At 53.9% G+C, this 24,092-nt stretch carries 25 protein-coding genes and 2 pseudogenes; 22 read left to right on the forward strand and 5 right to left on the reverse strand.

The window, feature by feature from the left end:
• Window positions 1-18: 18 nt before the first annotated feature.
• The 6 genes and pseudogenes from A7P96_RS04350 to A7P96_RS04375 all read left to right on the forward strand — a co-directional run bounded on the left by A7P96_RS04350 (window position 19) and on the right by A7P96_RS04375 (window position 5,086).
• On the forward strand, window positions 19-921 hold the full coding sequence (locus tag A7P96_RS04350) for a DUF2268 domain-containing protein (protein WP_067525038.1): 903 nt from the start codon (window positions 19-21) through the stop codon (window positions 919-921).
• Between the two features lie 73 nt (window positions 922-994).
• Entirely contained in the window at window positions 995-1,375 is a 381-nt protein-coding gene (locus A7P96_RS04355) for a hypothetical protein (protein ID WP_067525040.1), read from the forward strand.
• A gap of 13 nt (window positions 1,376-1,388) precedes the next feature.
• The gene (locus A7P96_RS04360) at window positions 1,389-2,123 is read left to right on the forward strand and encodes a lysophospholipid acyltransferase family protein (protein ID WP_067525042.1); all 735 of its coding nucleotides are present in this window, start codon (window positions 1,389-1,391) and stop codon (window positions 2,121-2,123) included.
• Window positions 2,120-3,109: a phosphatidate cytidylyltransferase gene (locus A7P96_RS04365; RefSeq protein ID WP_067525044.1), complete on the forward strand. Its 990-nt coding sequence runs from the start codon at window positions 2,120-2,122 to the stop codon at window positions 3,107-3,109. Before A7P96_RS04360 ends, A7P96_RS04365 begins: the two co-directional genes overlap by 4 nt.
• Before the next feature lie 203 nt (window positions 3,110-3,312).
• Window positions 3,313-4,524, forward strand: a pseudogene (locus tag A7P96_RS04370) (divalent metal cation transporter).
• Between the two features lie 145 nt (window positions 4,525-4,669).
• Window positions 4,670-5,086, forward strand: a complete 417-nt coding sequence (locus A7P96_RS04375; RefSeq protein ID WP_067525046.1) for a hypothetical protein — start codon at window positions 4,670-4,672, stop codon at window positions 5,084-5,086.
• 173 nt (window positions 5,087-5,259) lie between these two features.
• Here the strand turns inward: A7P96_RS04375 and A7P96_RS04380 are convergent, their stop codons facing one another.
• Both A7P96_RS04380 and A7P96_RS04385 read right to left on the reverse strand, forming a co-directional pair.
• Window positions 5,260-5,595, reverse strand: a complete 336-nt coding sequence (locus A7P96_RS04380) for an NADH dehydrogenase (protein ID WP_067525048.1) — start codon at window positions 5,593-5,595, stop codon at window positions 5,260-5,262.
• Between the two features lie 166 nt (window positions 5,596-5,761).
• Window positions 5,762-7,393 (reverse strand): CTP synthase, encoded by a 1,632-nt coding sequence (locus tag A7P96_RS04385; protein WP_067525050.1) that lies wholly within the window; start codon window positions 7,391-7,393, stop codon window positions 5,762-5,764.
• Between the two features lie 207 nt (window positions 7,394-7,600).
• On the opposite strand from A7P96_RS04385, the gene gmk reads away from it, so the two are divergent.
• The 4 genes from gmk to A7P96_RS04405 all read left to right on the forward strand — a co-directional run bounded on the left by gmk (window position 7,601) and on the right by A7P96_RS04405 (window position 11,448).
• Window positions 7,601-8,215 (forward strand): guanylate kinase, encoded by a 615-nt coding sequence (gene gmk, locus A7P96_RS04390; RefSeq protein WP_067525052.1) that lies wholly within the window; start codon window positions 7,601-7,603, stop codon window positions 8,213-8,215.
• A 100-nt stretch (window positions 8,216-8,315) separates the two neighbouring features.
• Complete coding sequence (rpoZ, locus tag A7P96_RS04395) at window positions 8,316-8,522, forward strand: DNA-directed RNA polymerase subunit omega (protein WP_067442656.1); 207 nt, start codon at window positions 8,316-8,318, stop codon at window positions 8,520-8,522.
• A 2-nt stretch (window positions 8,523-8,524) separates the two neighbouring features.
• Window positions 8,525-11,053: a bifunctional (p)ppGpp synthetase/guanosine-3',5'-bis(diphosphate) 3'-pyrophosphohydrolase gene (locus A7P96_RS04400; RefSeq protein ID WP_156496267.1), complete on the forward strand. Its 2,529-nt coding sequence runs from the start codon at window positions 8,525-8,527 to the stop codon at window positions 11,051-11,053.
• 119 nt (window positions 11,054-11,172) lie between these two features.
• Entirely contained in the window at window positions 11,173-11,448 is a 276-nt protein-coding gene (locus A7P96_RS04405) for a DUF3079 domain-containing protein (RefSeq protein ID WP_067442654.1), read from the forward strand.
• A 276-nt stretch (window positions 11,449-11,724) separates the two neighbouring features.
• On the opposite strand, the pseudogene A7P96_RS04410 reads toward A7P96_RS04405, so the two are convergent.
• Together A7P96_RS04410 and A7P96_RS11355 are read right to left on the reverse strand one after the other, a co-directional pair.
• Window positions 11,725-12,110 (reverse strand): annotated as a pseudogene (locus A7P96_RS04410) (transposase); the annotation flags it as partial.
• A gap of 34 nt (window positions 12,111-12,144) precedes the next feature.
• Window positions 12,145-12,270, reverse strand: a complete 126-nt coding sequence (locus A7P96_RS11355; RefSeq protein ID WP_255361161.1) for a hypothetical protein — start codon at window positions 12,268-12,270, stop codon at window positions 12,145-12,147.
• Between A7P96_RS11355 and A7P96_RS04415 the strand changes: the two genes are divergently transcribed.
• Window positions 12,269-13,207 (forward strand): D-2-hydroxyacid dehydrogenase, encoded by a 939-nt coding sequence (locus A7P96_RS04415; RefSeq protein WP_067525056.1) that lies wholly within the window; start codon window positions 12,269-12,271, stop codon window positions 13,205-13,207. The two genes, A7P96_RS11355 and A7P96_RS04415, sit on opposite strands and share 2 nt — an antisense overlap.
• A gap of 126 nt (window positions 13,208-13,333) precedes the next feature.
• Here the strand turns inward: A7P96_RS04415 and A7P96_RS04420 are convergent, their stop codons facing one another.
• Entirely contained in the window at window positions 13,334-14,497 is a 1,164-nt protein-coding gene (locus A7P96_RS04420) for a 5-(carboxyamino)imidazole ribonucleotide synthase (RefSeq protein ID WP_067525058.1), read from the reverse strand.
• Between the two features lie 322 nt (window positions 14,498-14,819).
• Between A7P96_RS04420 and kdsA the strand changes: the two genes are divergently transcribed.
• From kdsA to A7P96_RS10235, 11 genes are all read left to right on the forward strand, one after another.
• Window positions 14,820-15,671, forward strand: coding sequence for a 3-deoxy-8-phosphooctulonate synthase (kdsA, locus tag A7P96_RS04425; protein WP_067525060.1), 852 nt, complete (start codon window positions 14,820-14,822; stop codon window positions 15,669-15,671).
• A 22-nt stretch (window positions 15,672-15,693) separates the two neighbouring features.
• Window positions 15,694-16,089, forward strand: coding sequence for a hypothetical protein (locus A7P96_RS04430; protein WP_197474146.1), 396 nt, complete (start codon window positions 15,694-15,696; stop codon window positions 16,087-16,089).
• A gap of 63 nt (window positions 16,090-16,152) precedes the next feature.
• Window positions 16,153-16,818: a uracil-DNA glycosylase gene (gene ung, locus A7P96_RS04435; RefSeq protein WP_255361162.1), complete on the forward strand. Its 666-nt coding sequence runs from the start codon at window positions 16,153-16,155 to the stop codon at window positions 16,816-16,818.
• Window positions 16,819-16,920: 102 nt separating this feature from the next.
• Window positions 16,921-17,346, forward strand: coding sequence for an energy-coupling factor ABC transporter permease (locus A7P96_RS04440; RefSeq protein ID WP_156496268.1), 426 nt, complete (start codon window positions 16,921-16,923; stop codon window positions 17,344-17,346).
• 329 nt (window positions 17,347-17,675) lie between these two features.
• Complete coding sequence (locus tag A7P96_RS04445) at window positions 17,676-19,067, forward strand: DEAD/DEAH box helicase (RefSeq protein WP_067525082.1); 1,392 nt, start codon at window positions 17,676-17,678, stop codon at window positions 19,065-19,067.
• A 231-nt stretch (window positions 19,068-19,298) separates the two neighbouring features.
• Window positions 19,299-20,687 (forward strand): replicative DNA helicase, encoded by a 1,389-nt coding sequence (gene dnaB, locus A7P96_RS04450; protein ID WP_067525064.1) that lies wholly within the window; start codon window positions 19,299-19,301, stop codon window positions 20,685-20,687.
• Window positions 20,688-20,749: 62 nt separating this feature from the next.
• Complete coding sequence (locus tag A7P96_RS10225; protein WP_231863633.1) at window positions 20,750-21,421, forward strand: GspH/FimT family pseudopilin; 672 nt, start codon at window positions 20,750-20,752, stop codon at window positions 21,419-21,421.
• Window positions 21,422-21,465: 44 nt separating this feature from the next.
• Window positions 21,466-22,023 carry a hypothetical protein gene (locus A7P96_RS04455; protein WP_156496269.1) on the forward strand — a complete coding sequence of 186 codons (558 nt, stop codon included), beginning with the start codon at window positions 21,466-21,468 and terminating at the stop codon, window positions 22,021-22,023.
• 1 nt (window position 22,024) lies between these two features.
• Window positions 22,025-23,098 (forward strand): PilW family protein, encoded by a 1,074-nt coding sequence (locus A7P96_RS10685; RefSeq protein ID WP_151086336.1) that lies wholly within the window; start codon window positions 22,025-22,027, stop codon window positions 23,096-23,098.
• The gene (locus A7P96_RS10230) at window positions 23,080-23,601 is read left to right on the forward strand and encodes a PilX N-terminal domain-containing pilus assembly protein (protein ID WP_082887906.1); all 522 of its coding nucleotides are present in this window, start codon (window positions 23,080-23,082) and stop codon (window positions 23,599-23,601) included. Before A7P96_RS10685 ends, A7P96_RS10230 begins: the two co-directional genes overlap by 19 nt.
• A gap of 12 nt (window positions 23,602-23,613) precedes the next feature.
• Window positions 23,614-24,045 carry a type IV pilin protein gene (locus tag A7P96_RS10235; RefSeq protein ID WP_082880719.1) on the forward strand — a complete coding sequence of 144 codons (432 nt, stop codon included), beginning with the start codon at window positions 23,614-23,616 and terminating at the stop codon, window positions 24,043-24,045.
• Window positions 24,046-24,092: the final 47 nt, after the last annotated feature.

Raw genomic sequence — 24,092 nt, forward strand, 5'->3', positions numbered from 1 at the left:
AACGCAAAAGGAAATTTCATGAACATCAACATCATCCGCTCCGATAAAGCATACCTCAAGCTGTTGGAGCTGCCGCAGGCAGAGCGAGAAAACCATTTCATCGCCGAGGTGTTATGGCCGTTTAAAGATAAATTCCAAACACAAAATATCCCGCTAAAGGCCAAAGAACCCGGCCGCTTTGATGCCATGATGCTTCTGAGCTGGGCACACCGGATGCCTGCCGACATCAGCGAAGCCGACCGCCCCGCTATTGCCGCCATCGGCAGCGATGAACTCTGGCAGTCCTGCCGCGACACCATAGAAAAAAGTCTTGCCATGTTTGACGCATACTGCCGCCTTTCCGTGCGTGATTACACCTTCACCATCCTGCTCGGCAGCCTGCATAGCCAAATGCTCGCCCTCAACAAAGGCTATCTCGGCGACGGCGGCATTCCCGGCTACATCATGATGAGCATCTTGCCCAACGACTACACCCTACCGCGCCTGCCAGCCGCCATCGCCCACGAATGCAACCATAACGTACGCTTCCAGTTTGCCAAATGGAGTAGCAAAACCACGCTGGCTGATTGGGTAATCAGTGAAGGCTTGGCGGAATCCTTTGTGGCAGAACTGTTTGGCCACCGACTCATCGGGCCGTGGGTAACGGAAACGGATGAAACCGCCCTGACGAAAATCAAACCCGTAATTTCCGAACGGCTCGGCATGACCGGCATGGCGGAAATGGCTCCCTATCTGTACGGCGACGAAATCGCGGCTCAGCAAGGGTATCAACCTGTCGGGCTGCCCTATGCGGCAGGATATGCCTATGGCTACCACCTGATTCAAACCTATTTGACCACCACGGGAAAAAGCATTGTGGAAGCCACACTCACCCCCACGGCCGACATTTTGGCGGCAACGCAGGATTTCCATTCGATTTAGTTCGATTTAGCAGGATTTGCCTACCGGTTATTCTATTAAGCTATTTTTTCTCTACTGAAATAAGAAGAAACCCATGAACACGACACCAGCAACCGACAGCCTGATTACCGCCCGACTGCTTGCCACCGCCCGCTATACCGCCGTATTCAACGTCTTGCTGCTGGCTTTGTCTGCGCAACGCGGCGGCGTGTGGTCGGCGGTGCAGCTTGTCTTGGCGGCGGCGCTGTTGTACTACCACATCCGCATCGAATTCGACCGTCGCGTGTTCCAAGATTTTGCCGATAGTCGCTACAGCCCTGAAGCCTTCGACCAAACCCTGCGGCAAACCGGCTTGCGCCGCGTTTCAGGTAGCCTATCCATGCCGCAGCGTGTAGCAGGCGCGATTGCTTTGTGGCGCAAAAGCCTTTATCTGACTGCGGCGCAATCAGCAATTTTCCTAATCCAACTTCTCTAATGCTATTGATGCCATGAAAAATTTCATTAAAAAACAACTTGCCTGGCTTACCGACCAAGCACTGTGCCTGTCGGTATCCTTCCTCACCGGCGTCCAACCCAAAAGCTCGCGCGAGTTGGTGTTCAACCCGCAGCAGAAAGTGTATTACGCCAATCACGGCAGCCACGGTGATTTCTTGTTGGTGTGGATTTCCCTGCCGCGCCGCTGGCGGCTTTCCACACGCCCCGTTGCCGGCTCGGATTACTGGCTGACCAACAAACTCAAACGCTTCATCATCCAAAACGTCTTCAACGCGCTCTTGATTCCGCGCCACAGCGACAATCCGCAATTGATTACCGAGCAGATGAACCATGCGCTCCAAGCGGGCGATTCGCTGATTATCTTCCCCGAAGGCACACGCAATACGGACGAAAACGAAATCCTGCTCCCTTTCAAATCAGGCATTTATCATCTAGCAAAAAGCAAGCCCGACACCGAATTTGTGCCGATCTGGATAGACAACATCAACCGCGTCCTGCCCAAAGGCAAAGTGCTGCCCGTGCCGTTGTTGTGCGAAGTCCACATCGGCGAACCGCTGACCCTGCACGAAGATGAAGACAAAGAAACCTTCCTCGCCCGCACTCGCGAAGCCCTGCTGGCTTTGAAACCGTCTGAAAGCGAACGGAGCGAGCTTCGTCAAAACAAGGGCAACGAGGTTCGCCCAAACGGACACGCTGAGCCGCACCAAAACACAGGAGAAGCATCATGAGCTTTGCCAACACATCCAGCCAAATCATTACCGAACAAACCGCCGCCCATCTCACCCCGCAGGCAGGCTATATCTTTACCGGCGTATTCGCCGTATTGATTTTCGCCAGCATCATCGGGCAATGGCTGAAACGCAAAAACGGTGCAGGCAATGCCACCATCGCCAACCTCAACGCCCGCATCTACGCTTGGTGGCTGATGACACTGGTGCTGCTGGCTGCCTTCTGGTTCGGCAAAGCCGGCACGGTGGTGTTGTTTTTCCTGATTTCGTTTGCCGCCCTGCGCGAATTCATGACCCTTGTTTATCGCCGCCGCAGCGATTATTACAGCATGGTCACCTGCTTCTACCTACTGCTGCCGGTGCAATATTATTTTGTTTATGACGGCTGGTACGGCATGTTCAGCATTTTCATTCCCGTTTACGGCTTTCTGGTGTTGCCGATTATCGCCAGCCTGAGCGGCCAAACCGCCCATTTCCTCGAACGCGCTGCCAAAACGCAATGGATGGCGATGATCTGCATCTTCTGCCTCTCCCATGTGCCCGCCCTGATGTTCCTCAACTTAGACGGCTTCGACAGCAGCGGCAATATCCTGTTGCTGATTTTCCTGATCGGCGTGGTACAGGCTTCAGACGTGTTGCAATACGTTTGGGGCAAATTGGTGGGCGGTGCCAAAATCATGCCCTCGCTTTCCCCGTCTAAAACCATATCCGGCACGGTGGGCGGCATTTTGTCTGCCACCGCGCTTGCCGCATTGATGTCGCCGATTACGCCGTTTAGCCACGGCCAGGCTGCCGCCATCGGTTTCACTATTTGCCTAATGGGTTTCTTCGGCGGGCTGGTGATGTCGGCCATCAAACGCGATTACGGCGTAAAAGACTGGGGCAATATGATACGCGGCCACGGCGGCATGCTCGACCGCGTGGATTCCATCTGCTTTGCCGCGCCGATTTTCTTCCACATCGTGCGTTATTTTTGGCACGGTTGATGATGGGCAAAAAGCGATAGCAGGCTACCTGAAAAAAAGATTTCAAGCATAATATGCCGAAAAACATGAATTTTTTATCTTTATTTCCTTTATTTTTAAAAAATAAAACACAAAATAGCCGAATATTTATCAGGGCGCGTTTTGATTTACGTTAAAATGCGCCCTTTTTTCGTGAAGACCGCCCGCAACGGCGGAAAAGAAACATGTCTGAACACCACACACACGCTTCCACTTGGAAAAGCAAGATCAACGCCTTGGGCCCCGGCATCATGATGGCTTCGGCTGGCAGCTGGCGCTGATCATCATCCTCACCAACCTGTTCAAATACCCCTTCTTCCGCTTCAGCGCATACTACACGCTGGACATGGGCAAAAGCCTGATTGAAGGCTATGCCGAAAAAAGCCCCGTTTACCTGTGGGTGTTCCTGATTTTGTGTGTGGCCTCGGCCACCATCAACGCCGGCGGCGGTGGCCGTGGTCACCGCTGCCATCGTGAAAATGGCGATTCCCTCGCTCACGCTGGACACGGGCGCCATCGCCGCACTGATTATGGCTTCCTGCCTGATTATTCTCGCCAGTGGGTGCTACAAAGCTTTGGACAACGTCTCCAAAATCATCATCGTCAGCCTCACCATCGCCACCGTGGCGGCGGCCATCGCCATGTCGCGCGGCATGCAGATGAAGCCCGGCTTTGTTGAGCCCACGCCGTGGACGCTGGCGGGCTTGAGTTTCCTGATTGCGCTGATGGGCTGGATGCCGGCGCCGATTGAAATTTCGGCCATCACTTCGCTGTGGGTTACCGAAAAACAACAGCTTAATCCTTCCAGCTACCGCGACGGTATTTTCGACTTCAACGTCGGCTTCATCACCAGCGCGGTGCTGGCCGTGGTGTTCCTCGCCCTGGGTGCCTATGTGCAATACGGCAACGGCGAAGAAGTGCAGATGGCGGGCGGCAAATACGTGAACCAGCTGATCAATATGTATGCCGTCACCATCAGCGACTGATCGCGCCCGCTGGTGGCCTTCATCGCCTTCGCCTGTATGTACGGCACCACTATCACCGTAGTGGACGGCTACGCCCGCGCCATTGCCGAGCCCATCCGCCTGCTGCGCGGCCGCGATAAAACCGGCAACATCGAGCTTTTCGCCTGGAATATCTGGGTGGCCGGCTCCGGCTTGGCCGTGATTTTTTGGTTCAACAGCGCCATGGCCGAGCTGCTCAAATTCGCCATGATCACCGCCTTCCTCTCCGCCCCCGTATTTGCCTGGCTGAACTACCGCCTGGTGAAAGGCGACAAGCGCCATAAGCTCACCGCCAGCATGAACTTCCTTGCCATCATCGGCCTGATCTACCTCACCGGCTTCACCCTGCTCTTCCTGCTGGATTTGAGCGGTCTGTTGGATTCTCTCAAATAAGCATCGGCCGCCGGGCAAAAGGCTACCTGAAAATGCAGCTTCAACGCAGTCAAACCGAAGCTAATTTTTCAGGTAGCCTTTTGCTTGCCAACCCATCCTGCCGTCTGTAGTATCCCTTGTAATTTTAACCAGCAAGGAGCAATCCATGTATACAGCACTCCCTCCCCCGCGCGTTAAAAATCTGTCGCGTCTCGGCCTGATTGCCGCCGCCGTTTTCCTGATGGCCGGCTGCGCCACCCTCGACGACACCATGCAGCGCCACGTCGGCCAGCACATCAGCGAAGTGTTCCGCGAACACGGCGGCCGCCCCAATGCCGGACGCCGCAAAGTGGGCAACAACCGCTACGCCTACACCTATAACTACTACCGTACCCGCTACGCCGGCCGTCAATTCGAAGGCCGCAGCCTAAACGGCCCCATCATTACCAGCTACTATAGCGATGTCTGCTACGGGCACAACCTCTACCAAACCTACTACACCGACGCCAACGACATCGTAGTGGACTACCACTGGGAATCCATCGGCGATCGGCGGATTAGCTGCAACGACCACTTCAACTAATCCCAGCACGGCCAAACACGCGGCATAACCAACCCATATTTGAGGCTACCTGAAAAATTTTAGCTTCGCAGAAACTTCGCTGCGCTACGTTTTAACTCCGTTGAAGCTCACGCTTTCAGGTAGCCTTTTGCCGCGGCTGTCGGGCATGCCAAACAGTGCATCCAAACCCGACCCTACCCTTGCCCCCTGCCCCGCCGCCTCAAATGCACGATGGCGGCCGAACGTATTTCATACAGCGCGGCGGTGGTTTGCTCAAACTCTTCCAGTAAGCCGTGCTCGGCGGCGGAGAACGGCGGAGAATCGTTCCAAGAGCCCATACCGCCGAATACATGGGTTTGCTCGCACACCAGCTGCAAGCGTTCGCACTCCGGCAGCGATTCGTTTGCCAAGGTCTGCAGTGCCCGATCGAAAAAAGCCTGCTTCCAATGTTGCTCGCCAATCGCTTCGGCAAGTTGGGCAATATCGGTTAATGCTTGGTCAAAACGCCGTAACAACTCTGGCTCGGTCATGTGCTTTTTCCTGATTGCTGCAAATAATGGCCAGCCAAACAATCATCTGTGCATAGCCAATCATCGGCATAATCGCTCGGCCTGCCGACCAAATAAAAGGCTACCTGAAAAGCTCGGCTGCGTTTGCATCCGGTTTTTCAGGTAGCCTCTGGCATACCAATCTTACTTACTCTTTATGCTGCAGGGCAGCTTTCACAAACGAGGTGAACAGCGGATGCCCTTTGCGCGGAGTGGAAGTGAATTCGGGATGGAACTGGCTGGCGAAGAACCAGGGGTGCGCGCCCTGCGGCAGCTCGATGGTTTCCACCAAACGTTCGCGCCCGCCGGATACGCCGCTGATTACCAGCCCGGCCTTTTCCAGCGCCGGAACGAAACGGTTGTTTACTTCATAGCGGTGGCGGTGGCGTTCTTTGATGTTGGTGCTGCCGTAGATGGCGGCGGCCAGGCTGCCGTCGGCAAGCGCCACTTCCTGCGCACCCAAGCGCATGGTGCCGCCCAAATCGGCGTGTTCGTCGCGTTTTTCCACCGCGCCGTCGGCGGTTTGCCATTCATCAATCAGCGCCACCACGGGATAGGACGTTTTCAAATCGAATTCGGTGGAGTTGGCGCCTTCTAGGCCGGCCATGTGGCGGGCAAACTCGATGAGCGCAATCTGCATGCCGAGGCAGATGCCCAAATAGGGCACTTTGTTTTCGCGGGCATAGCGGGCGGCGGCGATTTTGCCTTCCACGCCGCGCACGCCGAAACCGCCGGGCACGAGAATGGCATCGAAGTTTTTCAGGCAGCCCGTGCCTTCGGTTTCGATGTTTTCGCTGTCGATATAGGAGATGCGCACTTCGGTTTCGGTGTGGATACCGGCGTGTTTCAGGGCTTCGCTGAGCGATTTGTAGGATTCGGTTAGGTCTACATATTTGCCCACCATGGCGATGTGCACGGTGTGCTTCGGATGCTCGATGGCATACACGATTTTGCGCCATTCGGTGAGGTCGGCCTGGCGGATGTTGAGCTGGAGCTGCTCGCAAATAGCATCGTCGATGCCCTGGCCGTGCAGCATTTCGGGGATTTTGTAGATGCTGTCGGCATCGTAGCAGCCGATGACGGCGCGCTCTTCCACGTTGCAGAAGAGGGCGATTTTGCGCCGTTCTTCTTCGGGCAGCGGCCTGTCCATACGGCAGATGAGCACGTCGGGCTGGATGCCGATTTCACGCAATTCTTTCACCGAATGCTGGGTGGGCTTGGTTTTGATTTCGCCGGCGGCGGCGATGTAGGGGACGTAGCTTAAGTGGACGAACAGGGTGTTGGCGCGGCCGAGCTGGCTGCGCATCTGGCGGATGGCTTCCAAAAACGGCAGCGATTCGATGTCGCCCACCGTGCCGCCGATTTCCACGATGGCCACGTCTTTATTGGCCGCGCCTTCGTGGATGCGGCGTTTGATTTCATCAGTGATGTGCGGAATCACCTGCACCGTGCCGCCCAAATAGTCGCCGCGCCGCTCTTTGGCAATCACGTTTTCATACACCTGCCCGGCGCTGAAGCTGTTGGCGCGGGTGAGCTTGGCATCGATAAAACGTTCGTAGTGGCCGAGGTCGAGGTCGGTTTCCGCGCCGTCTTCGGTCACGAACACCTCGCCGTGCTGGAAGGGGCTCATCGTACCAGGATCCACGTTGATATACGGATCCAGCTTAAGCATGGTTACGTTCAGCCCGCGCGATTCAAGAATGGCGGCAATAGAAGCGGCGGCGATACCTTTCCCTAAGGAAGATACCACTCCGCCGGTTACGAAAATAAATTTGGTCATGATGAAATGCCCACTTTGGAAAGCATAATTTTACCCCGTTTCCCGCAAAAGCAAAAGCACGGGGCTTTCGGTTTTCAGGTAGCCCGCCTGAGTAAAGGCTACCTGAAAACCGCGCGCCGGCAAGTGCCCGGCCTTGGCCGCCGCCCTTTCAAAGCCTTGGGCGCTATGCGATAATACGCCCGAACTTCCACCAAGATTCCCCGCATCATGCAAGGCAATATTTTCGTTATTTCCGCCGCTTCCGGCACAGGCAAAACCACGCTGATCGCCCGGCTGCTGCAGCACCATTCCGACATCCGCGTGTCCGTTTCCCACACCACCCGCGCCCCGCGCCGCGGCGAGGAAAACGGCAAACACTACCACTTCGTCAGCGTGCCCGAATTCGAGCGCATGATAGAAGAAGGGCAGTTCGTGGAATACGCCAAAGTGTACGGCAACTACTACGGCACCAGCACCCAAAGCCTGGAAAGCCTCACCCGCCAAGGCACCGATGTTATCCTCGAAATCGACACCCAAGGCGCGGAGCAAATCCGCCGCCAGCTGCCACAGGCCTACAGCATCTTCATCGCCCCGCCCTCCTTAGGCACTTTGGAACAGCGCCTGCGCCAGCGCGCCGCCGATGCCCCGCAGGTGATTGCTGTGCGGCTGGCCGAAGCGCACAACGAAATCGAACAGGCACGCCTGTTCGACTACCTAGTGATCAACGACGACCTCACTGCCGCCGAAGCTGCCCTGCTGCACATTATCAAATCCCAGCGTTTTCATTTGGAAAACCAAACGCCCTTCCTCACCAAACTGCTTGGCGGTAGCGAAAACGCCTGAGCCAATTCCGAATTAATCTTTTCAGGCAGCTTCAACCTGCCAATAGGCCACCTGAAAACATTTACCCCATTTAATTCACAACATATTTAAGGAACACATCATGGCACGTATTACTGTAGAAGACTGCATCAGCCGTATCCCCAACCACTTCAACCTCACCCTGGCCGCCGCCTACCGCGCCCGCCAGCTGGCCAACGGCTCCATGCCGCTGGTGGACGACATCCGCAACAACAAACCAACTGTAACCGCCCTGCGCGAAATCGCTGCCGGCCAAATCGGCGAAGAAATTCTTTCCCGCAGCAAGTAACCATGATTGCCCCCAGCGCCGATTATGCCGCCCCCGTTGCTGCCTGGCGTGAACACCTGTTTGCCCAAACAGGCTACCTGAAAAAAATGGAACGTTGGGCCTTGCTCGAAGCCACCTGCGTTTACATTTACGACACCGCCACCAAGCAGGGGCAGCCCGAGCGGCTCGAACGCGCCTTCCGCCTCACCGCCGCACTGGCCGAAGAAAAACAGCGCGTGCACGCCCTGTGCGCGGTGCTGGTACAAATTGCCATGGAAGACCTCGGCACACAGGCCGACCCTGCCTTTTTGCAGCCCGCATTCGGCGAAGTGTGCATCGAAATCATCGCCCACATCCACACCAGCCCAGAAGCCGGCCAAGAAGCCCAGCTCACCCAGTGCCGCCGGCAAATCAACGAGGTTTACCACCTCATCATCGAACGCAGCCGCCAATCCCTGCTGCACGCCGCAGGCTACCTGAAAACCGAAGAACAAAGCTTGCTCAACCGCGCCTGCGATTTCGGCATCCGCGCCCACCAAAACCAATTCCGCAATAGTGGCGTGCCCTACATTACCCACCCTATGGCCGTGACTCAACAGCTGGCCGAATGGCACATCGATGCCCAAGGCCTGTGCGCTGGTGTGCTGCACGACGTGCTCGAAGACACTGGTACGAGCAAAGAAGAGCTTGCCGCCGAATTCGGCCAAGCCATCGCCGACATGGTGGACGGCCTTTCCAAGCTGGAAAAGCTCGAATACGACAGCCAGGCCGAGCACCAGGCCGAGAGCTTCCGCAAGCTCATCATGGCGATGACCAAAGACATCCGTGTCATCATCATCAAACTCTCCGACCGTCTGCACAATATGCGCACGCTCGATGCCAAAAAGCCCGACAGCCGCCGCCGCATCGCCCATGAAACGCTGGAAATCTACGCCCAGCTCGCCAACCGCATAGGCCTCAACCAAGCCTACCGCGAACTGCAAGATCTCTCCTTCAAATATCTGCTGCCCAACCGCTACGCCGTGCTCGAACGCGCCCGCCAAGCCAGCCGTCGCAACCGCCGCGACGTGGTGGGCAAAGTATTGAGCGCCTTCAGCCAGCGGCTGGTAAGTGCCAATATCGAAGCCAAAATCCGTGGCCGTGAAAAAAACCTCTACAGCATCTACAAGAAAATGCAGGACAAAAAACTGCATTTTTCCGAAGTGATGGATATTTACGGTTTCCGCGTCATCGTAAACAACATCCCCGCCTGCTACGCTGCCCTCGGCGCGCTACACAGCCTCTATAAACCCAAGCCTGGCCATATCAAAGACTACATCGCCATCCCCAAGGCCAATGGTTACCAAAGCCTGCATACCACCCTGGTCGGCCCATTCGGCCTGCCCATCGAAGTGCAAATTCGAACCCGCGATATGGACAAAGTGGCCGAAGAAGGCGTGGCCAGCCACCTGCTCTACAAAAATCCCGAAACCGACCCTGCCGCCCAACGTACCCACCAATGGTTGCAAAATATTCTCGACTTCCAAGCCCAAGGTGACAGCGCCATCGAATTCCTTGAACACGTTAAAGTGGATTTGTTCCCGCGTGAAGTGTATGTGTTTACCCCAAAGGGCAAAATCCTCGTGCTGCCCGAAGGCGCCACACCGGTGGATTTCGCCTATGCCGTGCACACCGATATCGGCCACCGCTGCATTGCCGCCCGCGTCAACAACAACATGGTTTCCCTGCGCACCCGCCTGCGCACTGGCGACAGCGTGGAAATCATTACTTCCAACACCGCCCGTCCCAATCCGGCCTGGCTCAACTTCGTGATTTCCGGCCGCGCCCGCAGTGCCATCCGCAACAAACTCAAAAACATCGACCGCGGCGATGCCGTTCACCTGGGTGAGCAACTGCTGCAACGCGCCCTCACCGCCTTGCTGCCGCAAGAGCTCCTGCTCTCCGAAGATCTCAAGCAAAGCTATCTCGACGATCTCAGCCGCAAAAACACCAGCTTCGAAGACATCCTCTACGATGTGGGCATGGGCAGACTCGCCCCCGTATCCGTGGCCATGCACATTGCCGAAATCGCCGGCCGCCAGCCCGAAAACAACGGCGTGAAAATCGCCCCCATCAGCGTGGGCAGCAGCGACAGCGGCCGTGTCCAACTTGCTTCCTGCTGCCACCCCATCCCCGGCGACAACATCAAAGCCCTGCTCGTGAGAGACCACGGCCTCATCATTCACCGCGATACCTGCCCCAATACCCTCAAAGCTCCACCCGAGCAACAGCTGGATGCCAACTGGGAAGGTATCGAGCAAAAGAAAACCTACCACACCAGCATCACCGTATCCGCCAAACGCGCCCACGGCCTGCTCGCCGCCATGGCACAAGCCGTATCCGGGCATGGTGCCGACATCGAATCGGTCGATACCCTCAGCTCCGCCCAGGAAAACAGCGAAGGCTTCATCGAATTCAGCTTCCGCCTCCAAGTATCCAACCTCGGACAGCTCAAGCAAATCATCCATTCCCTGCATACCATTTCGCAGGTACGCAAAGTGCAGCGCCAATGAGAGTGGGATTTTTATTATTGTAGCTGAGGCAAAGCAAGCTAATGCAGTAGCAGCTATAAGAATCCTCTCCTTAGCCCGCACCGCCGTGTTTTAAACCATATCAATAAAAGACACACATCATGGCCAAAAAATTCCCCATTTCCCCCAAACACCCCGAACGCATCTGCTGGGGTTGTGACAAATACTGCCGCACCGAAGATCTGCAATGCGGCAATGGCTGCGAACGTATCCAACATCCCATTGAAACCGACGGCCCCAAATGGTATAAAAGCGGCGACTGGAGCAACCTGTTCAGCGATGAGCAGCAAATCGAACTCGGCTTCAAAGCCGCACCTACTCCCGCCCCTAAAACTACGTCCAAACCCCATATCAAACTGCCCCTCAAACAACATTAGCCCACACTGTCTTTCAGGTAGCCTTTTGAGAGAGGCTTAAAGGCTGCCTGAAAATCCACACACCAGCCAGCATGAGCACACTAGCACAGCTGCAATCTAAAGTTTCAGGTAGCCTTTTCTCTATCAATCTATCCAGCCAGCAAAAATGCCGCCGAGCTTTCCAGCAGCATTTCCAATACAACTGCAATCGGGCTTATTCGCCTGATTTAGTGTCTTCAATATCTTCAGCAATGTCTTTGTGTTAAGCTTGCATAAATGACGTTTGGCCCGGTTCTAGAAATTCTCAACCCCGTTAATGTGGTTTTGCCTGCCTGCAAAATGAGTGTGGTAATTAATGTGCAAGCGGCTAAACTCGCTAACATCCAATACGTTGGGATACTGTAACAATCGGTATAAGCTACGCTGTCCGGCCTTATCTGCTCCCGGATAATCGGCAGTAGGGTAGTCGCTAATATTGGCTACGGTAACGGTGTAAACCTTGCCATTACGCTTTAACAGCCCGAATACCACAACTTTGCCGGCTGTTCCGAGACTGCGTTTGCCTTTGCGGCCGCCTTCCAAATAACTTTCATCTGCTTCTACTGCGCCATCAAATAGTTCCAAGTGCTCGCAACTATGAAAAAAAGCAAACTCAAACGGTGAAAGTAGTAGGCAGCGGTGGTTCCATGAAGCTAAAACCGGCAGGCCGCCGAAAATCTAATTAAGGCTACCTGAAAGCAGGCGGCGCCGATTTTCAGGTAGCCGCCCGCCCGCCCCTGGTTTCGCGCTATACTCGCTGCAGGCCATATCGTCTTCATATCCCTGTTCCAAGGAGCCATTCATGCACATCGTCTTCCTCGACCGCGACACCCTTCCCGCCCGCCCGCTCTCTTTCAACTTCCCCCACTCCCTGCACGAATTTCCTGCCACCACGCCCGAGCAAACCAACGCCCACCTCGCCGGTGCGCAAATCGCCATCACCAACAAAGTTGCCATCCGCGCTGAACACCTCGCTGCCAACCCCCAGCTCAAACTCATTGCCGTGGCCGCCACCGGCTACGACCACATCGATCTGGCCGCTGCCAAAGCCGCCGGCGTTACCGTATGCAACGTGCGCAACTACAGCAGCGAAAGTGTGGCCCAACACGCCTTCATGATGCTGCTCGCCCTTATCCGCCACTTGCCCACCTGTATGCGCGACATCGCCGCCGGTGCCTGGCAACAATCCCCCCAATTCGTCCACTTCAACACCCCTATGCACGACCTCGGCGGCAAAACCCTCGCCATCTTCGGCCGCGGCAACATCGGCCGCACCCTTGCTGGCTACGCCCAGGCCTTTGGCATGCAGGTTGTCTGGGGTGAACACAAACATGCCACCGCCGTGCGCGAAGGCTACACCCCGTTTCAGCTGGCCCTGCAGCAAGCTGATGCCGTTTCCCTGCACTGCCCGCTCAACGAGCACACCTGCCACATGATCGGCAAAGCCGAGCTGAGCCTGATGAAACCGACCGCCATCCTCATCAACACCGGCCGCGGCGGCCTCGCCGACGAACAAGCCGTATTCGCCGCCCTGCAACAAGACCGGCTCGGCGGCGCTGGTTTCGACGTGCTCAGTCAAGAACCCCCGCGCCAGGGCAACCCCTTACTCGCCCCGTTGCCCAACCTCATTGTTACCCCGCATATCGCCTGGACCAGCCAGGAGGCCCTGCTCAATATGACCGAAATCCTCGAAGCCAACATCACTGCCTTCGCCGAAGGCAGGCCGCAAAACGCGTTGTAGACCAGCCGGGCAAGATAAAGGCTACCTGAAATTTTCAGGTAGCCTCTACCCTCCAAGCTACTCCGTATCCGCTCCCCATAAAAAACAGAGCCACCGTTCCTGGCAGCCCTGTTGGGTTGGCGTTTGTTATTTCCCTTTGCGCTGCAGTTGCCGCTGCAATTTGTGCGCGAGCATAAAAGCGATGTCGGCAGATTGGGAGGAAAGCACGGTGAAGTGTCCCATCTTGCGGCTGGGGCGGGCATCTTTTTTACCGTAGAGATACAAGCACACGTCGGGGCGTTGCAAGAGCGGCAACCAGTTTACCTTGCCTTCGGGCAGCCAGATGTCACCCAAGAGGTTGGCCATGCTGCAGCAAGAAAGCAGGCGGGTATCGGCAGGCGGCAGGCCGCACATGAGGCGCACTTGCTGTTCGAATTGGTTGCTGGCGCAGGCATCCAAAGTGTAGTGGCCGGAGTTGTGCGGGCGCGGGGCGATTTCGTTCACAATCAGTTTGTGGTCGTTGCCGATCACGAAGATTTCCACAGCCAGCACGCCGACGTAATTCATGGCTTCGGCCAGCTGGCAGGCCATTTCCTGTGCCTGTTTCTGCACTTCGTCGGGCAGGCGGGCAGGCACAATAGAGTAAGCGAGGATGCCGTCTTCGTGGCGGTTTTCGGCAGGCGGGAAACATTCCACCTGCTGGCTGTTGAGTCGGCACACGATCACGGAAATCTCGGAATGCAGGTTGAGCATTTTTTCCAACACGCAAGGCACGCTGCCGAGCCGTTTGAAAGCGGCGCGGGCTTCTTTCGGGCTGGACACGCGCACCTGGCCTTTGCCGTCATAGCCAAACATGGCAGTTTTGAAGATGCCGGGCAGGAGCGGCTTGAGGACTTCGTCGGTGAGGTCGGCTTCTTGGATAACAGGCAGGTAAGGCGCGGTTTGGAGGCCGGCTTTGGCTATCCAGGCTTTTTCTTGAATGCGGTTTTGGGCGATTTCCACGCTATCGCCGCTGGGACAAACGCGGGTTTCTAAGGCCAAGGCGCGCATGGCTTGGGCGTTTACGTTTTCAAATTCGGTGGTAATGGCGGCGCAAGTGGAAAGGTCGGCCAGTGCACCGAGGTCGTCATACGGGGCGCAGATGTGTTTGTCGGCCAGCACAGCAGCAGGGGAGTTAGGATCGGGATCGAGCACGGTAACGCTGTAGCCCATTTGTTTGGCGGCCACGGTAAACATCCGGCCCAACTGGCCTCCGCCCAAAATGCCCAGCATGGCGGGCGGTAAAATCGGCGTTGTTTTCGCTTTGGTCATGTTCCACTTTCTACACCCGAAGGCGCGTGCTGTCAGCCGGGCTGAAACAAACACCAGCCTCTGTTTGGTTGTGGTTCCGGCGGCGGCTGGCGGTCTGTTTGCTTGCAGCAAACACGTTACTTTGATGTAGTGTATTGTACTCAAATCTCGGCACAAAGCCTAGTGCGCTCAGGTTGCGCAGCAGGCAATTCATTGATTTTCCTACATTGCCCAAATAGGATACCTGAAAATATATAAACTATCTTAAGCCTTCCGTTCTCCCCCTTTTTTTCCGCTATAATCGTGCCATCTTTAAAATCCACCCAAACAACGGACGCACGCCATGCAAACCGCCCTTTCGCAAATCCCGCTTCACGGCTTCGCCATTGCCAATAATCACCCCTTTGTTTTGTTCGGCGGCATGAACGTGCTGGAAAGCCGCGATTTGGCCATGGAAATTGCCGCCACTTATGTGGAAATCTGCCGCAAGCTAGATATTCCCTATGTATTCAAAGCCAGTTTCGACAAGGCCAACCGCTCCAGCCTGCATTCTTTCCGCGGACCGGGTTTGGAAAAGGGTTTGCAATGGTTGGCCGATATTAAATCGGCCTACGGCGTGCCAGTGATTACCGACATCCACGAACCTTACCAAGCCGCGCCAGCGGCGGAGGTGGCCGATATTTTGCAGCTGCCGGCCTTTTTGAGCCGCCAAACCGATCTGGTGCACGCCATGGCGCGCACCGGTGCGATTATCAACGTGAAAAAGGCGCAATTCCTCGCCCCGCATGAAATGCGACACATCATCAACAAGTGCCTGGAGGCGGGCAATGATAAAATCATCTTGTGCGAGCGCGGCTCTGCCTTCGGCTACAACAACTTGGTGGTGGATATGCTCGGCTTTGACACCATGAAGCAGATGAATGTGCCGGTGTTTTTCGACGTTACCCACAGCCTGCAGCAGCCCGGCGCACGCAGCGATTCGGCCGGCGGGCGGCGAGAGCAGATTGTTACCTTGGCGCGCGCCGGCATGGCGGTGGGGCTGGCTGGGCTGTTTTTGGAAGCACACCCCGATCCCGAGCAGGCCAAGTGCGACGGCCCCTGCGCCCTGCGCTTAAGCCAGCTCGAGCCTTTCTTGAGCCAGCTCAAACAGATTGATAATCTGGTAAAAGGTTTTGCCGAGCTGGATACGCATTAAATCCACTGCAAGGAGTGTCATCATGACTACACAACCCGATCCCACCTACCCCGTGCCCACTGCTGACACACCCACGCCTGAGCAGCGCAACTATATGTATGCGATTTACGGCCTGTATGCGCTGGGTATAGTCGGCTTTACCTTGCCCACTTTCGTCGGCGCCATTGTGGCTTATGTGAAGCGCGACGATATGCGCGGTACGATTTATTTCGACCACATCCAATTTCTACTGCGAACTTTTTGGGGCAGCCTAATCGGCTTTGTAGTGGGCTTCCTGCTTACCATTACCTTTATCGGCGTGATTCTCGGCGTGCCGCTGGTGGTGGTGATTTGCTTTTGGTATCTCTTCCGCGTAGTGGTCGGCGTCGTGCGTTTAATTGACAATCAACCCGTTACGCCGGACGGCTGGCTGATGTAACCCCAAAGGCTACCTGAAACGGCGGTTCCCGTTTTTCAGGTAGCCTCTTCCCATCTAAAAGGAATTCCCATGCAAACTTGGCACGAAGCCATCGGTGCGGAAAAGCAGCAACCCTATTTCCAGCACATCATCCATAGCGTGCACAACGAGCGCGCAGCCGGGCAGATTGTGTACCCGCCTGCCGCCGACGTGTTCAACGCCTTCCGCGCCACCGAGTTCGGCAGGGTGCGCGTGGTCATCCTCGGACAAGACCCGTATCATGGCGCCAACCAAGCGCACGGACTGGCCTTTTCCGTGCGCGAAGGTGTGGCCGTACCGCCATCCCTGGTAAATATTTACAAAGAGTTGGCGCAAGACATCCCTGGTTTTCAAATCCCCAAACACGGCTATCTGCAAAGCTGGGCGGAGCAGGGTGTGCTGCTGCTCAACACCGTGCTCACCGTGCGCGCAGGACAGGCACATTCCCACGCCGCGTTGGGCTGGGAAACCTTCACCGACCACGTGATTGCCGTGCTCAACGAAGGGCGCGAACACTTGGTATTCATGCTGTGGGGCAGCCATGCCCAGAAAAAAGGCGCGATTATCGACCGCGCCCGCCATCTGGTGCTCACCGCGCCGCACCCCTCGCCGCTCTCCGCCCACCGCGGCTTCTTCGGCTGCCGCCATTTCTCACAGGCCAATGCCTATTTGCAACAGCACGGCCTGCCGCCGATTGATTGGCAAATCTGAGCCGCTAACGTGCTGTGCCTGATGCTGTTTGCCGCCGCCCTGCGCCCGGCTTTGGCAGCATGGCGGGCACACCGCTAGGCGGCATGGGTTGGGCTGTTGATCATGGCGCTGTGCTGGAGCCTATGTGCCGCACCGGCCAGCAGGACGCTGGGCAGTTTGAGCTACCACTTGCTGGGTATTGGCCTACTGGCCTTGATGGTGGACATTCCGGCAGCGTTCTGCCTGGCCGTATTGCTGTTGTTGCCCTATATCTGGCTGTGGCAGGGCGTGGACAATTTAAGTGTGGCGGGGCTAACGGTTTTGGCCGGCATTGTGCCGCCGCTGGTCGGCGTGGCGCTGGCGCGGCAAATCGTGCAGCGGCTGCCGCGCAACCTGTTTATCTACATCTTCCTCAATGGCTTTTTCGCCGCCGCGGCCGGCATCCTACTCAGCGCGGCCGCAAATGGAGTGTTGCTGTATCTGGCCGGAACTTTTCCCACTGCCATCCTGCTGGATTCCGTACTGCCGGTGTTCTTTCTGATTGCCTGAGGCGAAGCCTTCCTTACCGGCCTGCTGTCTGCCATCTTCATCGCCCTCAAGCCGCATCTGATCACCACTTTCTCCGATGCCGACTACCTGCGCCAAAATGCGCGGCAAATCTGGAAATAGGCCGTTGCAAAGGCTACCTGAAAACTGGTTTTTCAGGCACAATACGGCCTGTTCGGCATCTTGCTTTTCCGGCCTTTTATCTAATTTCGTTGAAGCCCACGCTTTCAGGTAGCCTTCAGCCTTTGCCGGCCAAATTCATCCAAACCGCCGCCAAAGCCCATCCCCATTCCCCGCAGCCGCCCACCGCACAGCTGCCACACGGAGCAAATATGAACAACCCCTTTACCAATCTCGGCCTTTCCGCCGAAATCACCGCCGCCCTGGCCGACCAGGGCTACGAGCAGCCCACCGCCATCCAAACCGCAGCCATCCCTAAAGTGCTGGCCGGCCACGATCTGCTGGCCGCCGCCCAAACCGGCACCGGCAAAACCGCCGCCTTCATGCTGCCCAGCCTGGAGCGCCTGCGCCGCTACGCCACCACCAGCACCTCGCCCGCCATGCACCCGGTGCGCATGCTAGTGCTCACCCCCACCCGCGAACTGGCCGACCAAATCGACCAAAACACCGCCGCCTACATCAAAAACCTGCCGCTGCGCCACACCGTGCTGTTCGGCGGCATGAATATGGACAAACAAACTGCCGACCTGCGCGCCGGCTGCGAAATCGTGGTGGCCACCGTGGGGCGCCTACTGGATCACGTGCAGCAAAAAAATATCCGGCTGGATAAAGTGGAAATCGTGGTGCTCGACGAAGCAGACCGCATGCTCGACATGGGCTTCATCGACGACATCCGCCGCATCATGCAGCTGCTGCCCAAACAGCGCCAAACCCTGCTGTTTTCCGCCACATTCTCCCCTCCCATCCGCAAGCTGGCGCAAGATCTCATGTACCAGCCGGAACAGGTGCAAACTGCCCCGCAAAATACCACCAGCGCCAGCGTTGAACAGCACATCATCGCCATCGACACCGCACAAAAGCGCAATCTGCTGGAGCGGCTAATTGTGGATTTGCACATCAACCAGGTAATCGTGTTCTGCAAAACCAAGCAGAGCGTTGATCAGGTAGCCCGCGATCTGAAACGGCGCGGTCTCAGCGTGGCGCCGATTCACGGCGACAAATCACAGCAAACCCGCTTGGAAACGCTCAACGCCTTCAAAGCCGGCGAACTGCGCGTGTTGGTAGCCACCGACGTGGCTGCACGCGGGCTGGACATTGTCGAGCTGCCATTTGTCATCAACTACGAAATGCCTACCCAGGCCGAAGATTATGTGCACCGCATCGGCCGCACCGGCCGCGCCGGCGCCGAGGGCGTGGCCATCTCGCTGATGGATGAAGACGAACAGAAAATGTTTGAAGCCATTAAAGAACTCATTGGCAAAGAACTGCCGGTGGAACGGATTGAGGGCTTCGAGCCGCGCTGGTGGCAACATCAGCAGGAAGGCAGCCGCCCCGCCGCCGAGCACTCCTCGCGCGAAACACGTGAGCCGCGTGAAACACGCCACAGCCGACGAGGCCGCAACTCAGACAGCCGCAGCAAATCCTTCTCACGCAGCAGCTACTTCGACAGCCCCGCACAGGAATGCGGCCGCATCCCCGGCCGCAGCCGCCGCAGCCGCCCTGTGTGCGCATTGGTACAACCAAACTACGGTGTTGATAGTTGAGCGTCCTGCCTGCGCCGAATGAACCTGCCTTATCCGACGGAACTAAAGGACTGCTCCATACCCCGTGTGCAAGCAATAAAAGTGACGGAATTTGTCAGTTTACTCCGATCAGTCGGAGCACACTTCGAAAACTATCTGGAAAACAAATGAATACCGGTTCTCAGGTAGCCATGAACCACACATTAAGTAACGTATTTTTCAGGGGCCCCTATTCCCCCGCCACAACTAATTATGAATATTCAAGACCAAAGCAACGAAAGCCTCGCCCTACCACCACACTCCATAGAAGCCGAACAGTCGGTATTGGGCGGACTGATGGTGGATTCCTCCGCCTGGGACCGCATTGCCGGCACCATCTCGGAAGAAGACTTCTACCGCTACGAACACCGCCTAATTTTCCACGCCATTTCCCACCTGGCTGAACGCAACCGCCCCGCCGACACCATCACCGTGGAAGAAGTATTGCAGCGTGAAGAAGTGTTGGAGGAAGCCGGCGGCTTTGGCTATCTGGTAGATTTAGCACAAAATACTGCCTCTGCCATCAACATCTCCCGCTATGCCGAAATCGTACGTAGCCGCTCCATCATGCGCCAACTGGCACAAGCTGGCACAGAGATTGCTAGGAATGCTTACAATCCGCAAGGCAAGGACGTCAAACAAATGTTAGACGAGGCAGAAGCCAAAATCTTTAAAATCGCGGAAAGCACCAGCAGAGTGCAACACGAGTTCTTAGAGATGCCTGCCATGCTGAAAGAAGCAGTCGCCAAAATCGACAAGGCTTACTCGAGGGAAAATAAAGACGATGTAACCGGCATTCCAACCGGATTCATTGATCTAGATAAAAAAATAGCTGGTTTGCACGGCGGCGATCTCATCATCGTCGCTGGGAGACCAGCAATGGGGAAGACCGCTTTTTCATTGAATATCGCGGAAAACGTCGCTATCAGTACGCACCTGCCCGTTGCCATCTTCTCGATGGAAATGGGCGGTGTGCAGCTGGTAATGCGTATGCTTGGTTCGGTTGGGAGGCTGGATCAGAGCTTACTCAAAACCGGTCAATTGCAAGACGAACATTGGAGCAAGCTCAATGACGCTCTGCACAAACTGTCAGACGCTCCCATCTTTATCGACGAAACTCCCGCCTTAAATTCGTTGGAAGTCCGTGCCCGCGTACGCCGACTGGCTAGAAGAAAAGGCAAATTAGGGCTGGTGGTTATCGACTACTTACAGCTGATGAACGGCACCGGCCACAATAACAATAACCGTGCAGCAGAATTGGGAGAAATTTCTCGTTCACTTAAGTCACTGGCCAGAGAATTGGACATTCCAATTATCGCCCTCTCGCAGCTGTCGCGTACTGTTGAATCCCGCACCGACAAACGCCCCATGATGTCCGACCTGCGCGAATCCGGTGCCATCGAGCAGGATGCCGACCTGATTATGTTTATGTATCGTGATGAATACTACCACCCCGATACCGACAAAAAAGGCATGGCCGAATGCATCATCGGCAAGCACCGTAACGGTCCCACCGGCAAAATCCCGCTGGTGTTTACCGGTGAATTCAGCAAATTTGACAACGCCGTACATACTGGGCATACTTACTTCACTGAAGAATAAGAATAATCCTAATCAATCCACCTATTTTTGGGTGCCCCATTCCCCGTTTTAGAGTGATGGCTATGAAAACACAACAACATATCCAGGGTTTTACCTTGATAGAACTAATGATTACCCTAACCCTTATTGGGATTATGGCCACGCTCGCCATGCCAAGCATGAGTGATTTTATTTCAAATCAAAGAATTGCTGGGCATATTGACCGTGTTGTTACCACTTTTAGATTTGCCAGAACAGAAGCTGTTCGGCGTAACGCACCCGTGCTTATATGCGGAGGAATTAAGTTAAAGTCTGACGCAAAACCTGATAATGGCTGTGATAAGGGAGGTAGCTCCCTATTGGCATTTGTTGATAGCAACAAAGATGACGACTATCAAAGTAGTATCACCAATCCTAACAGCGATATTGATTTACGCTCTGTCTTGATCGATCAAGGCAATGTCAATATCACTTATTTGGATATTGGTTTTAATAAGCTATCTACTTCAAACACTAAATACCGGTTTATATTCTTACCCAATGGTTCTTTTGGTACTGGAATAAAAAGCGGATCCAGTGTACCTTACACCTATGCCTCGCACTACATTAGAATTTCAGCCAGTGATGGCAAACGAGTACGGATGGCTCTCATTGCACCTAGTGGAAGAGTTGTCTCGTGCAATACATCCATGACGCCTGCTGTATTTGATAGGATTCAGGCAGCTGATTACAAAAACTTCTGTGCTCTCTCATAATTTTAGGAACCTTATAAACCATGGCTCATACAAAGAAATTTCCCATGCTAAAACTACAATCAATGCGCGGAAGTACCTTGCTTGAAGTATTGATATCTGTTTTTATTATGGCTTTCGGCATCATGGCTTTAATGCTTGCACAACTAAAATCTGTTGGTAATGTCCGCGAGGCAGAAATGCAAACTCGTGTTGCCCAGGCAGTACAAAACCTATCTGCAGGTATGCTGAGCAATCCAGATGTCATTACCAATTTAGGTAGTGCTAGTAACGTCAATGCCAAATTACAATATTCAAACTATAAAACCGCTTCTTGGGTCAATGTTGACAGCAATCCTCCGACCACTAATGTTATATGTGGATTAGGTTCTGCCAACTCAATCGTGACGAATAGCGAGTTTACTACTTGTATTACGAATGCGTTTGTGAATGAGTTAAAGATTGCATTACCAAATGCCGGCAATATTGCCTACAAAATAGACAGTACAAGCGGAGCAACCCCCACGACCACCATATCCGTCAAATGGTCAGAAACTAATGATGATGCAGCGGGGGCAAATAGTGATAATTATAACTTCCAATATAGTGCCGTCGTAGGAGATTAACATGAGGAAAAAACAACTTTCTCCAATTTCCCCCCTTCTTCCACAGAACACAGAGTATGGTTTTACTCTAATTGAATTCATGGTGGCCAGCTCGCTTGCCTTGGTTGTATTGCTGGCTATTGGTATTACTTACGGCACCACCAGCAGAATGAAAAGAACATCAGAAAACCGCCTAGCCGCACAACAAGATTTACGCAACGTATCAGAGTTAGTCTTACGTGATGCTCAAATGGCAGGTGCCTTCGGTTGTTTTAACATGGGCAACTTAGTCCCAAAAGAACTCCCCACTTCTCCTGGCTCAAGTGATGGTTTTCAATCTCCTGCTAAATTTCAACTTAAATTGGGTGACCCAAATTATAACGGCATTAGCACCATGAGCAATACTGATGCAAGCGCCGCATTTTCTCGCCATAACTTTATTCCCAAACCGGGATCAAAAGTTCTCGTTTTTACGTACGGGTTACATCCCACTCCTCTTGATAGCACAGGAACAAAAACAACTGGTGCTTCTGAAGAGTTAAGATCTGTGGTGCGAGCAGGCGGACATGTTGCTTTATCTTCTTGTTCACGAATGTATATTGATAAACACAGAAGCAACAACATTAAAATTAACAGCAATGAAGTAGATGTATCTGATTTTGGTACAGGCCCGCGTACATCAAACTCAAATAATAGTGCTGTTTTTTATATCCCACAAACTACACTATCTCAGGTATATAGTGCTGCCTACGTTGTTGGTCGTATAAATGGGGTTAATGACACCGATGCTCTTTACCGTTTTACCTTAGATAAAAATGGGCAGTGGAGTAACCCTCAGTTAATGGCTGCAAATATACAGAGCATGCAATATTCTGCCATATATTCTGGCTGTGACGATACTAGTACTAAGGTTACTTTTTCTGAAAATAGAGACCAGCTAAAATCAACAGCAAATATTACGCGTGTATCCACCTTACCCACCATTATTGAGGTACAATTACGGCTTAATAATAGCCCATCAACTTACGGTGTCGTGAATCAATATTTAATTCGTGCAAACGTCCGTGGAGGTAATATATGTGCCAACCTATTCTAAAACAAAAAGGTTATACTTTATTTGTTGTTCTAATCATGATGCTGGTAATTGCAATAGTTGTAATTGCTAGTATACAATCTACTAATACTGAAATGCGTATCAGCTCAAACGAAGCGGATCGGAAGTTTGCTCTCTCACTAGCCGAACAAGCTTTACGTAGTGGTGAATCTCGTATTTTAAAAGTGGGGAATGCCGAATTTGATAAACAGGAAACTTCTAATAGTTGCTCAAATGGAATTTGTGGTGGTAAAGCATCTGAGTCCACGCCAGTATGGAAACGTTCGGATGATAGTGTAGATCTGAATACCAACGGGAAAGGTAGGCACTGTATTTCTGGGAATAGCAATAAAAATAATGCTTGTTATATGGTTGAGCGTTTGGGTGGCACTCATCAGGATCAAAATGCATCGAAAAGTATTTTCCGGGTTACAGCTAGAGCATGGGGCGCAAACTCTAACACAGTTGTGACTTTGCAATCTTATGTAGAGTACATCAGCTCATAACAGGTCAAGAATATGAAAGCCCAAACTGGATTTACCCTCCTAGAGCTATTAACAGTGGTTGCAATTATTGCTATATTGACAATCATTGCCCTGCCTTCCTATCAAGCTTATGTTGAACGAACTGATTTAGCAGTTGCAAAAAATGAGTTATTAGATATTGCAGCGCAAATGCGACAAAATAAAATACTCAATAATGGTAACTACTCTACTGCTGGGCTAGCTAGCTTGATTAACTCTAAAAATAGCAACCCCACAGGCAAATATACGTTTACTTCAGGGTTTGGGAGTGGTTCATCTATTAACAGTTACTATGTATACCTCCAACCTAGACCTAGCAACTACAGAAAGTCCCTTTACATTACAGCATCTGGTACTATCTACGAATGCAAAACTGTAAGTGAGGCACAAAGCAAATCATCTTCTTGTACAATGATTAACAAATAGATTTTATTTTATATAACTAAGCCGGTTACTTGATACCTAAGCAGCCG

This window comes from Eikenella sp. NML03-A-027 (assembly GCF_001648395.1).
Classification (GTDB): Bacteria; Pseudomonadota; Gammaproteobacteria; order Burkholderiales; family Neisseriaceae; genus Eikenella; species Eikenella exigua.

Bases quoted from the DNA above. Each gene is read 5' to 3' on its own strand.
- A7P96_RS10685 (WP_151086336.1), top strand. From the start codon at position 22,025: ATGAGGAAAAAACAACTTTCTCCAATTTCCCCCCTTCTTCCACAGAAC.
- A7P96_RS04415 (WP_067525056.1), top strand. From the start codon at position 12,269: ATGCACATCGTCTTCCTCGACCGCGACACCCTTCCCGCCCGCCCGCTC.
- kdsA (WP_067525060.1), top strand. From the start codon at position 14,820: ATGCAAACCGCCCTTTCGCAAATCCCGCTTCACGGCTTCGCCATTGCC.
- A7P96_RS04385 (WP_067525050.1), bottom strand. From the start codon at position 7,393: ATGACCAAATTTATTTTCGTAACCGGCGGAGTGGTATCTTCCTTAGGG.
- A7P96_RS04360 (WP_067525042.1), top strand. From the start codon at position 1,389: ATGAAAAATTTCATTAAAAAACAACTTGCCTGGCTTACCGACCAAGCA.
- A7P96_RS04440 (WP_156496268.1), top strand. From the start codon at position 16,921: ATGGCGCTGTGCTGGAGCCTATGTGCCGCACCGGCCAGCAGGACGCTG.
- A7P96_RS04405 (WP_067442654.1), top strand. From the start codon at position 11,173: ATGGCCAAAAAATTCCCCATTTCCCCCAAACACCCCGAACGCATCTGC.
- A7P96_RS04375 (WP_067525046.1), top strand. From the start codon at position 4,670: ATGTATACAGCACTCCCTCCCCCGCGCGTTAAAAATCTGTCGCGTCTC.
- A7P96_RS04400 (WP_156496267.1), top strand. From the start codon at position 8,525: ATGATTGCCCCCAGCGCCGATTATGCCGCCCCCGTTGCTGCCTGGCGT.
- A7P96_RS04380 (WP_067525048.1), bottom strand. From the start codon at position 5,595: ATGACCGAGCCAGAGTTGTTACGGCGTTTTGACCAAGCATTAACCGAT.
- A7P96_RS10230 (WP_082887906.1), top strand. From the start codon at position 23,080: ATGTGCCAACCTATTCTAAAACAAAAAGGTTATACTTTATTTGTTGTT.
- A7P96_RS04350 (WP_067525038.1), top strand. From the start codon at position 19: ATGAACATCAACATCATCCGCTCCGATAAAGCATACCTCAAGCTGTTG.
- A7P96_RS10235 (WP_082880719.1), top strand. From the start codon at position 23,614: ATGAAAGCCCAAACTGGATTTACCCTCCTAGAGCTATTAACAGTGGTT.
- A7P96_RS04355 (WP_067525040.1), top strand. From the start codon at position 995: ATGAACACGACACCAGCAACCGACAGCCTGATTACCGCCCGACTGCTT.
- A7P96_RS11355 (WP_255361161.1), bottom strand. From the start codon at position 12,270: ATGAATGGCTCCTTGGAACAGGGATATGAAGACGATATGGCCTGCAGC.
- A7P96_RS04365 (WP_067525044.1), top strand. From the start codon at position 2,120: ATGAGCTTTGCCAACACATCCAGCCAAATCATTACCGAACAAACCGCC.
- rpoZ (WP_067442656.1), top strand. From the start codon at position 8,316: ATGGCACGTATTACTGTAGAAGACTGCATCAGCCGTATCCCCAACCAC.
- A7P96_RS04420 (WP_067525058.1), bottom strand. From the start codon at position 14,497: ATGACCAAAGCGAAAACAACGCCGATTTTACCGCCCGCCATGCTGGGC.
- A7P96_RS04445 (WP_067525082.1), top strand. From the start codon at position 17,676: ATGAACAACCCCTTTACCAATCTCGGCCTTTCCGCCGAAATCACCGCC.
- dnaB (WP_067525064.1), top strand. From the start codon at position 19,299: ATGAATATTCAAGACCAAAGCAACGAAAGCCTCGCCCTACCACCACAC.
- A7P96_RS04455 (WP_156496269.1), top strand. From the start codon at position 21,466: ATGCTAAAACTACAATCAATGCGCGGAAGTACCTTGCTTGAAGTATTG.
- A7P96_RS10225 (WP_231863633.1), top strand. From the start codon at position 20,750: ATGAAAACACAACAACATATCCAGGGTTTTACCTTGATAGAACTAATG.
- gmk (WP_067525052.1), top strand. From the start codon at position 7,601: ATGCAAGGCAATATTTTCGTTATTTCCGCCGCTTCCGGCACAGGCAAA.
- A7P96_RS04430 (WP_197474146.1), top strand. From the start codon at position 15,694: ATGACTACACAACCCGATCCCACCTACCCCGTGCCCACTGCTGACACA.